Genomic DNA, 13,210 nt, shown 5'->3' with positions numbered 1-13,210 from the left:
GAGCCCCGGTTCAATCGACCTCGACGCAGAACTCGCCGTCGTCGATGAGGCAGGTGGCGTCGTTCGAGGCGAGGCTGTCGCCGCCGCGCGTGACGATGCGGCTCGCGCTCAGCTTGGCCGCTTCAGCCAGCGGCATCATCACCCACATCTGCCCGCGGTGGCGCGTGCTGCGGGCCTTCTGCCCGGCCTCGTGGCCGAAGCCCCAGAAGTAGTCGGCCCGCAGGGCGCCGCGAATCGCCCCGCCCGTGTCTTGCGCGAACACCAGGCGCTGCATGGCGATGGACGAGCCACTCGGCGCCGGCGCGCTGAGAAACATCGGATAGCCCAGCGGCGTGACCCGCGGGTCGACCGCGACCGAACGGCCCGGCGTCAGCGATACGCCGAGCGCGCCCTGGGGCCCCTCGGTCGCCGGCCGGTCGGGCACCTGCTTGAAAAACACATAACTCGGGTCGGACACCAGCCGCGCCGTCACGGCCGCCTTGGGGGGGCTGACCTTGGTTGCCCCGGTGTTTGAAGCGCCGGCTTTGGCCGGGGTGCCGGCGGCCTTGGGCGCGGCTGCGCGCTTGTTGGACAGCAGCGCATCGACCATTGCGTCCGACGTGGGCCGCGGCGCCGTCGCCGAGGCCGGGCGCGCGGCGCCACCGCGTGTCAGCACGGTGGCCTCGTCGGCCGGGGACGGGTCCACCTGTGCTTCGGTGGCCTCGCCATCGAGCACGAATTCGTCGGCCCCTTCGGCCCCGGGGGCCGCGCCCCGCGTCACGACGGCTGGCTTCGGTCGCGCTGCCACGCGCAGCGGCTTGAACGGGTGGCCGTTCTGCTCGGCGTATTGCACCCGCAAGATGCTGCCGTCCTGCAGGCGGATGCGGCCCGAGCCCTGCACCTGCATCGCATAGAGCGCGAGCGGGTCGTTGACCCACGCGATGACCGGCGCACGGATGCCGTTCGGCAGCCCCAGCGCGTCGAGTTCGGCGCGTGTGTGGTATGGCTCGACGCGGGCGTTCGTGGCGTCGTTGACCAGCCGCAGGCGCAAGCGGCGGTCACGGTCGTCGAGCGTGAAGCGGCGCATGTCCATCGCATAGCTGCCCGGCGCCTGGGCTGGCACCGGCATCAGCAGCGAGCCGTTGGGCGCCACGCGGATCACCGCCTTGCGCTGCGCGGCTGGCACGCGCGCCCAGTCCATCGTGTACAGGTCGGTGGGGGTGCCCATCACGGGCACGTCGAACTCGGCGCTGCGTTCGCGCTGGCCTTCGAGCAGGGGCTCGAAATAACCGGTGACTTCGCCTTCGCGGCTGTTGTCGGTGTTGAGGATGCGCAGCACCGCGAAGCGGCTTTCGTAGAAGCTGCGAATCGCCGCCGCGTCGTTGGGTGGCACGGTGCGCGAGGCGGCGCAGAGGTCGCGCCACGTCTCGCGGCGCTGCAAGGCTTCGCACGAGTTGCGGAAAGCGCCCCAGCCGTTGCGCAGGTCGTCTTGCTGCCAACCGGGCAGCTCGTCGAATTGCGCGCGGCGGAAGAGGGCGTTGCGGGTGCGCACCTCGGCCGGTGCGGGGTTGCGGGCGGCCGGGCCGGTGGCGGCGCCGGCGGGGGCGCCTGTCTTGCGCGCCGCCGAAGGGCTGCCTGTGGGGCCGCCGGCCGATTCGCGCGCCGAGCCGGCGGCACCGGCCGTGCCGTTCTGCGAGGGGCCAGAAACGCAGGCCGCCAACAGCAGGGCCGACGCCGCCAGCGCGGCCGTCAGGGCGCACGCCGGTCGGGCCGGGCGGGGGGCGGGTGGGGGCGGGTGCAAGGTGGCGTCCTCGGGCGGGGTCGGACCCACAGCCTATGCAAGCGCGGGGGCGCCTCCAACTGACCTTCGTCAACCGCGCGCGGGCGGGGGCGGGTGTCGGGGCAGGGCGCGGGCCGATTACCTTGGTCACACCGCCCGCTGAAAGCCCGCCGGTATTCTCCAAATGGCCTGTACGACCACGAGGCCCCCTGGGCCATCTGCCGTGTTTTCGACCACCAGATTGCCCATGCCGCTTCCTCTTCGTTCGTCTGACCTTGCCGGCGTGGCATTGCGCCGCACCCTGCTGGGCTCGCTGTTGCTCACGGCCGCGCTGGCCACCGGCTGCTCGGTCGTTGACAAGGTCATCAAGCCCAGCCCCCCGGCGATGGCCACCACGGTCACGGCCACCGCCAACGTCAACCCCGACGCCCGCAAGCGCCCCTCGCCCGTGGTCGTGCGCGTGTACGAACTCAAGTCGTCGGCCGTGTTCGAGTCGGCCGACTTCGTTTCGCTGTTCGAGAAAGACCAGGCCGTGCTCGGCGCCGAGATGGTCTCGCGCGAAGAGCTGGTGCTGCGCCCCGGCGAGAGCAAGCCGATCAACAAGAACCTCGCGCCCGAGACCAAGTTCGTCGGCGTCGTCGCGGGCTTCCGCGACCTTGAGCGCGCGCGCTGGCAGGCCATCGTGCCGGTGGCGGCCGGCAAGAAGAACGTCATCACCATCACGCTCGACGCCATCACGGTGCAGGCCAAGCGGCAGTCGCCCTGAGCCCGACGCCCCGCGAATCCACCCGCGACCGCGTCGTCGTTTCTCTCTTCAACGTCTAGGCAACTTCCAAACACCATGAGCTGGCGCGCCAAAGTCGTGTGGTCCTCGGGCATGTTCTTGCAGCCCCACCACTTTCAGCAAGAGACGCGCTACCTCGAACGCCTGGTCGATGCGCGGGTGCGCAGCGTCAGTCCGTTCGCCTGGGGCTTTCACGAACTCGAACTCGACGAGGGCCTGCTTGCGCTGGGCAAGCTGGCGATCACGCACGCCACCGGCCTGCTGCCCGACGGCACGCCCTTCGCCATGCCGCAGCTCGACCCGCTGCCGGCGCCGATCGACGTGACGGTCGATGTGAAGGGTGAGCTGGTCTACCTGGCGCTGCCGGTGCAGCGCGAGGGACTCAACGAGGTCGATTTCGGCACCGGCGACGGCGCCGAGTTGTGCCGCTTCGACGCCACCGAAGAAGACGTGCGCGACAACACCGATTCGGCCGACGAGCCCACGACCATCCAGACCGGCCGCTTGAAGGCTCGCCTCGTGCGCGCCAAGGACGCGAGCGACGCCTACGCGATGCTGGGCGTGGCGCTGGTGGCCGAGCGCCGCAGCGATGGGCACGTCACGCTCGACCGGCACTACATCCCGCCGCAGGTGGCCATCGACGCCAGCTCGCAGCTGTCGGCCAGTGCGTCGCTGCTGCATGGGCTGATTCTTCAGCGCGCGCAGGCGCTGGCCGGGCGCATGGGGCAGTTGAGCAGCGGGGTGTCCGAACTCGCCGACTTCCTGATGCTGCAAACGCTCAACCGCAACGAGCCCATCTTCAGCCAGCACGCGGCCACACCGAACGCGCACCCGCGCGAGCTGCACCGCGACTGTCTGCGCCTTGCGGGCGACCTGGCCACGCTGGCCAGCACCAACCGCCGGCCACCTGAGTTTCCGGCCTACCGGCACGACGACCTGCGCGCGACCTTCACGCCGGTGTTCGACGAACTGCGGCGCATGCTCACCGCGGTGCTCGAACAAAACGCCATCCAGATCGAACTGGTGGACCGCAAGTACGGCGTGCGCACGGCGGTGGTCACCGACCTCGAACTCGCGCGCAGCGGCAACTTCGTGCTGGCCGTCAACGCGCAGATGCCGGGCGAGCAGTTGCGCCAGCGCTTCCCCGCGCAGACCAAGCTGGGCCCGGTGGACAAGATCCGCGACCTCGTGAACCTGCAACTGCCGGGCATCGGCCTGCGCTCGCTGCCGGTCGCGCCGCGCCAGTTGCCGTACCACGCGGGCTACTTCTATTTCGAGCTCGACCGCGCCAGCGCCGAGCTGTGGAAACCCATCGAGCAGAACGGCAGCTTGGCGATGCACATCTCGGGCGACTTTCCCGGGCTCGAACTCGAACTGTGGGCGATCCGCAAGTAAGCGCGGCATGACCCACGCGGCATTGACGCTTCACCGCACTGAACACCTCTGGGCCCCGCGATGAGCACCTCTCCCTCGGACGATCCGTTTGCCGCCATCGACGCCGGCCGCACCTTCATCATGCCCACGCCGGGTGGACGCGCCGCTGCGCCCGCCGCCGCCCGGCCGATGCCGCAAGCGGGCGGGGCCGACGTGGCCGCCGACATCGGCCTGCCCGACAGCGGCCTGAACGCGCTGGTCGCGCTGGCCAACCCGCTGCTGGCGCTGGTGCCGCAGATCCGCTCGACCCTGACCATGGCCGACCCGGGCGCGCTGCGCGAGTCCATCGCCCAGGGCCTGCGCGAGTTCGAGGCCAACGCCAAGGCCAAGGGCATCGCCCCCGAGCGCGTGCTCGCGGCGCGCTATATCCTGTGCACGCTGCTCGACGAGGTCGCGGCCACCATGCCCTGGGGCGCGTCGGGCCAGTGGGGCCGGCACAGCCTGCTGGCGATGTTCCACAACGAAACGGGCGGCGGCGAGAAGGTCTTCCAGTTGATGGCCAAGCTGGCCGAAAACCCCTCGGCCAACCGCGACCTGCTCGAACTCATCTACGCCGCGCTGTGCCTGGGTTTCGAAGGCCGCTACCGCGTGGTCGATGGCGGCCGCGCGCAGCTCGAAGCCGTGCGCGAACGCCTCGCGCAGATCATCAAGAAAGAGCGTGGCGACTACGCACCCGCGCTCGCGCAAAACTGGAAGGGCGAGGCCGTGGCCCACCGCTCGGGCCTGAGCTGGCTGCCGCTGTGGGTGACCGGTGCGGTGGCCCTGCTGGTGCTGGTGGGCATCTACGTGGCGCTGTCGTTCAGCCTGAGCGGCGAGAGCGACCCGGTGTTCGGCCGCATCCAAGAACTTCGTCTGTTGCCGCCCACGCCGCCCGTCAAACAAATGGCGCCCAAGCCGCGCCTGGCGCAGTTTCTCGTCAACGAGATCAAGGCCGGCTTCGTGGCCGTGGGCGACGAGGTGGACCGCAGCGTGATCACCATCCGCGGTGACGGGCTCTTCGCGCCCGCGAGCGCGTCGCTCACCAAAGAGCGCGAGGCGCTGATGAAGCGCATTGCCGAAGCGCTGGCGCAGGTGCAGGGCCAGGTGGTCGTCACCGGCCACACCGACAACGTGCGCATCCGCACGGCGCAGTTCCCGTCGAACTGGCACCTGTCGGAAGAGCGCGCGAAGACCGTGCGCGACATCTTGCTGAGCGACGGCGTCGCGGCCGACCGGGTCAAGTCCGAAGGCCGCGCCGACGGCGAGCCCGTGGCGCCGAACGACACCGCCGCCAACCGCGCGCTGAACCGCCGCGTCGAGATCACGCTGTTCGTGCCGCGCGGCACGGCCGCAGGAAGCTGACGAGAAGACTTGACATGAAGAAGCTGCTGGGACTCGTCTTCAACGCCTGGGTGCTGCTGGCCATCGGCCTGCTGGCGCTCGCCCTCGTCATCTGGATCGTGGGGCCGCTGGTGGCCATCGGCGAGCTGCGGCCGCTGCAAAGCCCGGCCGCACGCTGGGGGCTGATCGCCGCCATCGTGTTGCTGATCGCCTTGCGCAAGGCCTGGCAGTGGTTCGCCGCCCGCAAGAAGAACGACAAGGTCGTCGATCAACTGCTGGCCCCCGCCGCCGGCCCCGCCGACCCGGCCGATGCCGAACTCAAGACGCTGAACGAGCGCTTCGCTGCGGCCCTGAGCACGCTGAAGAACGCGCGCTTCGACACGCCCAAGACCGGCGTGGCCGGCGCGGTGAGCGGCATGTCGGCGCGCCTGGGCAAGCGCTACCTGTACGAGCTGCCCTGGTACGCGATCATCGGCGCGCCCGGCTCGGGCAAGACCACGGCGCTCATCAACTCGGGGCTCAACTTCCCGCTGGCCGCTGCGACTGGCGACCACGTCGTCAAGGGCGTGGGTGGCACGCGCAACTGCGACTGGTGGTTCACCGACCAGGCGGTGATGATCGACACCGCCGGCCGCTACACCACGCAAGACAGCAGCAAGGCCACCGATGCGAAAGCGTGGGAGGGCTTCCTCGGCCTGCTCAAGCGCAGCCGCCCGCGCCAGCCGCTCAACGGCGTGCTGGTCACCGTGTCGGTGACCGACCTGCTCACCAAGACCGCTGCCGAGCGCGCGCAGCAGGCCGCCGCCGTGCGCCAGCGCATCCAAGAACTGCACCAGCACCTGGGCATCCGCTTCCCGATCTACCTGCTGGTCACCAAGTGCGACCTGCTCTCGGGCTTCATGGAAACGCTGGGCGAGGTGGACAAGGACACCCGCGCCGCGCCCTGGGGCATGACCTTCAAGCTCGACAAGCAGCAGCACAGCGACCTGGCCGCCTTCGGGCCCGAGTTCGACGCGCTGGAGCAGCGCCTGACCGACGGCCTGATCGACCGCCTGCAGCTCGAACGCGACCCGCAGCGCCGCGCGCGCATCTACGCCTTCCCGCAGCAGTTCGAAGCGCTGCGCGGGCAGTTGAAAGACTTCCTCGACCAGGTGTTCTCGCCTTCGCAGTTCGAGGCCCACCCGCTGCTGCGCGGCGTGTACTTCATCAGCGGCACGCAAGAGGGCACGCCCATCGACCGCATGCTGGGCCGCATCGCCCGCAACTACCGGCTCGAACGCACGGTGCTGCCGCCGCTGCAATCGAGCGGCAAGAGCTTCTTCCTGTCGCGCCTGCTGAAAGACGTCGTCTTCGCCGAAGCCAACCTCGCCGGCACCGACCTCAAATGGGAAAAGCGCCGGGGCCTGCTCGCGCTGGCCGGCTACGCCGCGATTGCCGTGGTGAGCGTCGCCGCGCTCGCGGCCTGGGGCGTGAGCTACTTCAAGAACGAGACCTACGTGGCCCAGGTCGGCAAGACGGCCGAAGAAGTGCGCACGCTGCTGCAGGCCACGCCCAACCGCGCGTCGCCCGACGTGCTGGTGCTGCTGCCGGCGCTCGAAGCCACGCGCGACCTGGCCCGGGCCGGCATCGGCGAATCGGTGCCGCTGTCGCATGGCTTCGGCCTGTACCAGGGCCGCAAGCTCGACGCGGCCTCGCAGCAGGCCTACCGCCGCATGCTGATCGACGCCGTGCTGCCGCGCATCGCACTCGGCATCGAAGAGCGTCTGAAGACCGGCACCGACAACCCCGAGCTGCAATACGAAGCACTCAAGGCGTACATCATGTTGTACGACCCCGAGCGCTTCGACCCCGAGGCGCTGAAGCTCTACGTGCTGGCCGACTGGGAGCTGAACCTGCCGCGCTCGGTGACCACAGAGCAGCGCGCTGCGCTCGAATCGCACCTCGACGCGATGCTGGCCGAAGGCCAGGCCGTGTCACCCTTGCCCGAAGACCGAAACCTCGTCGCGCAGACGCGGGCGCGGCTGGTGGCCACGCCGCTCACCGAGCGCGTGTACCGCCGCCTGAAGCGCCAGGGCGTGGGAGCCGACTTTCCCGAGTTCACGGTGGCCAATGCCGCCGGGCCGGGGGCGGCGCTTGTGTTCACGCGCGGCAGCGGCAAGCCGCTCACGCAAGGTGTGCCGGGCCTGTTCACCTACGACGGTTACCACAAGGGCTTTCAAAAGCAGGTCGAGCGGGTGTCGCGCCAATTGGCCGAAGAAGAAAGCTGGGTGCTGGGCGTGACCGACAGCAACCGGCAGAACGCGCTGAAGGCGGTCGATGTGCAGCAGCAGCTCACCGACGAGGTGCGCCGCCTGTACCTGACCGACTACGCCAACACCTGGGAAGAGTTCATCGCCGACGTACGCATGCTCAACACGCCCAACCTCGCGCAGGCGGTGCAGATGGCGCGCGTGCTGTCCGCGCCCGACACGCCGCTCGTGCCGCTGCTCAAGGCCATGTCGCGCCAGACCACGCTGGGTGACGCGCCCGATGTGGCGAGCAAGGTCGAGTCCACCGCGCGCAGCGCCTTGCAGCGCTCGCGGCAAGAACTGCTCTCGCTGATCGGCAACAGCGCGCCGGCCGCGCCGCTGGCTGCCGGCCAGCGCATCGAGAGCATCGTGGACGACCGCTTCATCGGCCTGCGCCAGATGGTCACCTCGCCCGACGGCAAGGCCTTGCCGCCGGTGAACAACACGGTGGCGCTGATCAACGAGGTCTACACGCTGCTGACGGCGGCCGACACGGCGGTGAAGGGCGGCAACGTGCCGCCGCCGTCCGACGTGCCGAACAAGGTCAAGGCCGAGGCCGCGCGCCTGCCCGAGCCGGTGCGTTCGCTGCTCAACACGCTGTCGGTCAGCGGCACGCAGGCGGCGCTCGACATCACGCGCAGCAACATCGGCAATGCGGTCAACGCCGAGATCGGCGAGTTCTGCCGGCAAGCCATCGCCGGGCGCTACCCGTTCGCACGCGGCAGCAGCCGCGACGTGACGCAGGAAGACTTCGCCCGCGTGTTCGCGCCGGGTGGCCTGTTCGATGCCTTCTTCCAGAAGAACCTCGCCAACTTCGTGGACACGTCCACCCGGCCGTGGCGCTTCAAGCAGGTCGATGGCGCGTCGATGGGTGACAGCGCGGCGCTGGTGCAGTTCCAGAACGCCTCGGTGATCCGCGACACCTTCTTCAGAAGCGGCGGCAACGTGCCCAGCCTGCGGCTCGATTTCAAGCCGCTAGAGATGGACGCGAGCATCACGCAGTTCACGCTCGACGTGGACGGCCAGATCGTCAAGTACGCGCACGGCCCGCAGATCCCGGCGTCGATTCAATGGCCCGGCCCGCGCGGCAGCTCGCAGGTGCGCGTGGCCTTGTCGCCGGTGTCGGCCAGTGGCTCGTCGGGGCTGGTGAACGAAGGGCCGTGGGCGCTGTTCCGCCTGTTCGACCGGCAGGCCCTCGAAGGCGCGGGCGCACCCGAGAAGTTCAAGGTGACCTTCAGCGTGGACAACCGCCGGGCGATCTTCCACGTCACCGCGAGCAGCGTGCGCAACCCGTTCCGCCTGCCCGAGCTGGAGCAGTTCGGCTGCCCCGGCAAGCTCTGAAGAACCCGAGCTTTCGATGGACGCCGCTGATCCTTTCGCCGGCCTGCTCGAAGGCGAGGGCACCGTGGCGCCGGGCTGGTACGGCAAGCTGTCGATGCTGGGCGACTTTGCCCAGCGCCGCCTGCCGCAGCACTTCGTCGAAGCCTGCGACGCCTGGTTGTCGAACGGCATGGAGGCCAGCCGCCAGCAACTGGGCAGCACCTGGCTCGACACCTACCTCACCGGGCCCATCTGGCGTTTCGCCTTCGCGCCGGGCGTGGTCGATGCGAGCTGGTGGTTCGGCGTGCTGATGCCCAGCGTGGACAACGTCGGCCGCTACTTTCCACTGGTGGCCGCACGCGAGGCGGCAGCCGCGCCCGAAGGGCACGAGGGCATCGAGGCGCTGGGCGCGTGGTTCGCGCACCTCGGCTGGGCCGCGCTCAACACCTTGCGCGCGCAGGCCAGCGTCGATGACTTCGAATCGGCCCTGGCCAGTGCGCCGCGCTGGCCCGAGCCGGTGCCGGCGCGCCGGCCGCTGTCGCAACACCTGCCCGGGCGCGAGCGCCTGGCGATGGACGGAGCCGCGTCGCTCGCGCAGTGGATCGACGGCGTGCAGGGCCTGGCCGGCGCGCAGCGCTGCCATGGCCACAGCCTCTGGTGGCCCGACCATGCCACCACGCCCGACAACAGCTTCAGCATCGCCCCGGGCCTGCCGGCGGCCGAGCACTTCGCGCTGCTGCTCGAAGGCCGCTGGTAAGCTGCGCCCGCCATGAGTTCAGACACGCCGCCGTCTCCCCAACCCAGTCCGAACGCCGACGCCGGCGGCAACGAACCGACCCTGGTGCTGGGGCCGCGCGGGCAGGTGCCGCCGCCGTCCGTCGAGCCCAGCGGCAACACCTTGCCCATCGGCCACGTGCTGCAGGAATACGTGATCGAAGGCCTGATCGGCGAAGGGGGCTTCGGCGTCGTCTACCTGGCCCGCGACACGCAACTCGGCCGCGTGGTGGCGCTGAAGGAATACATGCCCGCGTCGCTCGCCGCGCGCGGCGCGGGGCACCAGGTCTCGGTGCGGTCAGCGCGCCACCGCGAGACCTTCGAACTCGGCCGCCGCAGCTTCGTGAACGAAGCGCAGTTGTTGGCCGCCTTCGACCAGCCCTCGCTGGTGAAGGTCTACCGCTTCTGGGAGGCCAACGGCACCGCCTACATGGTGATGCCCTTCTACGAAGGCCCCACGCTCAAGCAATGGCTGGTCGAGCAGGGCGATCCGCCCGACGAAGCCTGGCTGCTGTCGCTGCTGTACCCCTTGCTCGACGCGCTCGAGGTGATGCACCACAACCAGTGCTACCACCGCGACATCGCGCCCGACAACATCCTCTTGCTCAAGCCCTCGGCCACGCAGGTCGGCGGCGCGCAGGCCGTGCGACCGGTGTTGCTCGACTTCGGCGCGGCCCGCCGCGTGATCGGCGACGCCACGCAGGCGCTGACGGTGATCCTCAAGCCCGGCTACGCGCCCATCGAGCAGTACGCCGAGTCGAGCACCATGAAACAAGGTGCGTGGACCGATGTGTACGCGCTTAGCGCCGTGCTCTACGCCTGCGTGACCGGCCGCGCGCCGGTGCCCTCGGTCAGCCGCATGGTGACGGACGACCTCGTGCCCGCCGCGCAGGCCGGGGCAGGGCGCTACAGCGCGCAGTTCCTTGCGGCCATCGACAAGGGCCTCGCGGTGCGCCCCGAAGGCCGCCCGCAAAACATGGCCGAGCTGCGCGAGCTGTTCGCCGGGCTGGGCCACCTGCCGACGCAGGCGCACGCGGGCGGGCAACGCACAGTGAACCTGCCGCCGCCGCTGACACCCCGCGCACAGGCCGAGCCCGAGGTCACGGTGATGGTGCCGCGCGGCGCGACCGCGCCGGTGACGGCCGATCAGATCGTGTTTCCCAAGGCCGAGTCGGCCGGCGGCAGTGGCCGCCGCACCGGCTTGATGGTGGGGGGCGGGCTCGCGCTGGTCGCAGCCATCGGCATCGGCTGGGCGGTGATGGGCGGCTCGCGCACGGCGGCGCCCGATGTGGCTGCAGCGACCAACGCAGTGGCCGCCGCGCAGCCCGCGAGCGTGGCCACCGCGCCGCCGCCGGTCGAACCACCGCCCGTTGTTGCAGCGCCGGCCGTGCCCTTCACGGTGAACGCGGCCTTGCTCGACATCATTCGCGGCAGCGACCCGCTGCTCGGCGTGAACGTGCTGGCCGACAAGTCCACCGTCGTCATCGGCAAAGAGAAGCTGCAGTTCCGCGTGAAGTCGGCCGAGGCGGGCTACCTGTACGTGTTCTTGAGCGGCACCGACAAGTCGCACTTCTACCTGCTGTTTCCGAACGGGCTCGACAAGAACAACCGCATCGAAGCCAACCAGGAAATCCTGCTGCCCAAGAAAAGCTGGCAGATCACCGCCGGCGGCCCGCCCGGCACCAACCACATCGTGGCGATGGTGTCGCGCCACCCACGCGACCTGAGCGGCGTCGGCCTGAAAGCCGTGGGCGAAGAGATCCCCGAGTTCGACCTGACCCAGGCCGCCCAACTGTGGGCCACACGCCAGCCGGGCACGAGCCCCTTCATCGGCACGCCGGTGTGCGCGGCCGGCGCGGCGTGCGAAGACGGCTACGGCGCGAGCCTCATGACGATCGATGAAGTGACGGCGAAGTAAGGCACTGCGCGCCGGGCCTTCACGATGCAACCGCTGCCCAACCCCACCTGCCCGCTGTGCGGGTCACCAAACCGCTGCGCCCCCGTGGCGGCGGGCAGTTTCGATGTGGCGTGCTGGTGCACCACCGCGCGGGTGAGCCCTGAAGCCCTGGCGCGCGTGCCGGCCGAGCTGCGGGGCAAGGCCTGTTTGTGCCCGACGTGTGCGGCGGGTGATGTCGATGCAGCTTCGGCCAAGGGGCGCGCGCTGGGGGCAAAAGGCAAGACTTGACCCCAGCCCGAGGACCCCAGCCCGAGTGACCCCAGCCCGAGCGTGACCCCAGCCCGAGCGCATGCGCGAAATTCGAGACGCGCTCGACACCTACAAGCGCATGCGGGACGGCAGCAGGGATCGGGTCGTCCTTATTGACAGGGCGGTTAATAGGCGACCCCGCCCCCGGCATTGCCCTGTACACATTATTGTGGCCACTCAATCTCTCCCTGGTCAACCATCAGACTTTCTGCCTCCTGATACTGAGAAATTATCAAGCTTACCTTTGCGGCCTCACCCGTGTAAATATAAAAGAACTGACCGTCGACACATCTCACCACCGTACAGCCCGCATCGATGAACTCCTTAAGACGCTCAAGGGTTACTTTGGAGCCTCCGGGAAACGCTGGCGAGAAACAGAGCGTGGCCCAATCAATTTGTATGCATTCAAATATCTTTTGCAAAAAGACATGAAGCGGCAAGACCCCCGTCCCATCATTTACAAGAGATGTTCCCGGGCACGCCCCTTCAAACTCAGAAAAGGCTACCCAAGAATTGTCTTCATCTACCTCCAGAGTTCTGATTAATTCACAGACAGACTTCCCCGACAAACATCTTTTATCTTCAACGACAAGTTGCCAAAACATAATATTATTCTATTGGTAATGGGCCCGGCACACCCGGGCCAGTACTAGCTGGCCCAGTTGCGGGGTGGTGATGGGGGTTGACATGTCCTGGTCGCTGGGGACTACCGTGATCTGAGACGTCAGTTCGGCCACGAAAGTTTCCGTTCGAATCGAAGGTGGCGCCTTGCCTATATGGACGGCCATCGCTCCCCATTCGAGTTCCAATGGTCGAATGTGGTCCTTCCGCAAGCGGATCAGGAAGGTATCTGCCTCCGCCACCCCTAGGAAGGTCACTTCTTGGTTGGTTTCTTGGCCTAAACGCCTCCGCACACATTTGACCTATAGTCAAAACGAAGGTGGTGGCATTAACTGCTGGGAGAGAGGGCAGAGATATGTTGGGCAAAGCAGGCGAACTTGGCGGGACCGGCTGGAGGCCTCGGGCATCAGCGACGCTGGGTGGAATCGCGAGTGGAATCTGCGTTGGAGGTCGAATCAGGGGAACGGGAAGCCCCCAAGGACCAATTATTGTCATAAGGCCCAGTGAATCTGCAAGTCCTTGTGGGTAAGCCGCAGCGTATGCGTATGTATTAACTCCGCCCATCAATCCTATTGGGTCAGATTGCACATACCGCCCAATGGACGAGTCATAGTCCCGGAAGAAGTTGTAGTGGAGCCCGGACTCCGGATCGAAGTATTGCCCCGGGAACCTCAGGTTCTGCGTGACGACCCCGAGGCTGGCCG

General features: G+C 68.5%; 10 protein-coding genes. 7 read left to right on the top strand and 3 right to left on the bottom strand.

Annotation, left to right across the window (positions count from 1 at the left end; translation table 11 throughout):
* Positions 1-10 precede the first annotated feature (10 nt).
* On the bottom strand, positions 11-1,780 hold the full coding sequence (locus AC1KAT_RS07420; protein WP_480324361.1) for an MltA domain-containing protein: 1,770 nt from the start codon (positions 1,778-1,780) through the stop codon (positions 11-13).
* A gap of 226 nt (positions 1,781-2,006) precedes the next feature.
* On the opposite strand from AC1KAT_RS07420, the gene tssJ reads away from it, so the two are divergent.
* The 7 genes from tssJ to AC1KAT_RS07385 all read left to right on the top strand — a co-directional run bounded on the left by tssJ (position 2,007) and on the right by AC1KAT_RS07385 (position 11,864).
* Positions 2,007-2,525: a type VI secretion system lipoprotein TssJ gene (tssJ, locus tag AC1KAT_RS07415; protein ID WP_480324359.1), complete on the top strand. Its 519-nt coding sequence runs from the start codon at positions 2,007-2,009 to the stop codon at positions 2,523-2,525.
* Between the two features lie 75 nt (positions 2,526-2,600).
* Positions 2,601-3,938: a type VI secretion system baseplate subunit TssK gene (gene tssK, locus AC1KAT_RS07410; protein ID WP_480324357.1), complete on the top strand. Its 1,338-nt coding sequence runs from the start codon at positions 2,601-2,603 to the stop codon at positions 3,936-3,938.
* A gap of 60 nt (positions 3,939-3,998) precedes the next feature.
* Positions 3,999-5,318: a DotU family type VI secretion system protein gene (locus AC1KAT_RS07405; RefSeq protein ID WP_480324355.1), complete on the top strand. Its 1,320-nt coding sequence runs from the start codon at positions 3,999-4,001 to the stop codon at positions 5,316-5,318.
* 14 nt (positions 5,319-5,332) lie between these two features.
* Complete coding sequence (gene tssM, locus AC1KAT_RS07400) at positions 5,333-8,926, top strand: type VI secretion system membrane subunit TssM (protein ID WP_480324353.1); 3,594 nt, start codon at positions 5,333-5,335, stop codon at positions 8,924-8,926.
* 16 nt (positions 8,927-8,942) lie between these two features.
* The gene (gene tagF, locus AC1KAT_RS07395; protein WP_480324351.1) at positions 8,943-9,662 is read left to right on the top strand and encodes a type VI secretion system-associated protein TagF; all 720 of its coding nucleotides are present in this window, start codon (positions 8,943-8,945) and stop codon (positions 9,660-9,662) included.
* 12 nt (positions 9,663-9,674) lie between these two features.
* Entirely contained in the window at positions 9,675-11,597 is a 1,923-nt protein-coding gene (locus AC1KAT_RS07390) for a protein kinase domain-containing protein (protein ID WP_480324349.1), read from the top strand.
* Between the two features lie 24 nt (positions 11,598-11,621).
* Entirely contained in the window at positions 11,622-11,864 is a 243-nt protein-coding gene (locus AC1KAT_RS07385) for a cysteine-rich CWC family protein (protein WP_480324346.1), read from the top strand.
* A gap of 185 nt (positions 11,865-12,049) precedes the next feature.
* Here the strand turns inward: AC1KAT_RS07385 and AC1KAT_RS07380 are convergent, their stop codons facing one another.
* Together AC1KAT_RS07380 and AC1KAT_RS07375 are read right to left on the bottom strand one after the other, a co-directional pair.
* Positions 12,050-12,490, bottom strand: coding sequence for a hypothetical protein (locus AC1KAT_RS07380; protein ID WP_480324344.1), 441 nt, complete (start codon positions 12,488-12,490; stop codon positions 12,050-12,052).
* Positions 12,491-12,494: 4 nt separating this feature from the next.
* On the bottom strand, positions 12,495-13,181 hold the full coding sequence (locus tag AC1KAT_RS07375; RefSeq protein WP_480326510.1) for an RHS repeat-associated core domain-containing protein: 687 nt from the start codon (positions 13,179-13,181) through the stop codon (positions 12,495-12,497).
* Positions 13,182-13,210: the final 29 nt, after the last annotated feature.

The organism is Piscinibacter sp. PDB5-1, from assembly GCF_056676035.1.
Note: the sequence above shows the minus strand (reverse complement) of the source record. Positions and strands in the feature narration are given on the sequence as shown.

Excerpts from the sequence above, each read along its gene's own strand:
- AC1KAT_RS07390 (WP_480324349.1), top strand. The coding sequence starts at position 9,675 with ATGAGTTCAGACACGCCGCCGTCTCCCCAACCCAGTCCGAACGCCGAC.
- AC1KAT_RS07385 (WP_480324346.1), top strand. The coding sequence starts at position 11,622 with ATGCAACCGCTGCCCAACCCCACCTGCCCGCTGTGCGGGTCACCAAAC.
- tssM (WP_480324353.1), top strand. The coding sequence starts at position 5,333 with ATGAAGAAGCTGCTGGGACTCGTCTTCAACGCCTGGGTGCTGCTGGCC.
- AC1KAT_RS07380 (WP_480324344.1), bottom strand. The coding sequence starts at position 12,490 with ATGTTTTGGCAACTTGTCGTTGAAGATAAAAGATGTTTGTCGGGGAAG.
- AC1KAT_RS07405 (WP_480324355.1), top strand. The coding sequence starts at position 3,999 with ATGAGCACCTCTCCCTCGGACGATCCGTTTGCCGCCATCGACGCCGGC.
- tagF (WP_480324351.1), top strand. The coding sequence starts at position 8,943 with ATGGACGCCGCTGATCCTTTCGCCGGCCTGCTCGAAGGCGAGGGCACC.
- tssJ (WP_480324359.1), top strand. The coding sequence starts at position 2,007 with ATGCCGCTTCCTCTTCGTTCGTCTGACCTTGCCGGCGTGGCATTGCGC.
- tssK (WP_480324357.1), top strand. The coding sequence starts at position 2,601 with ATGAGCTGGCGCGCCAAAGTCGTGTGGTCCTCGGGCATGTTCTTGCAG.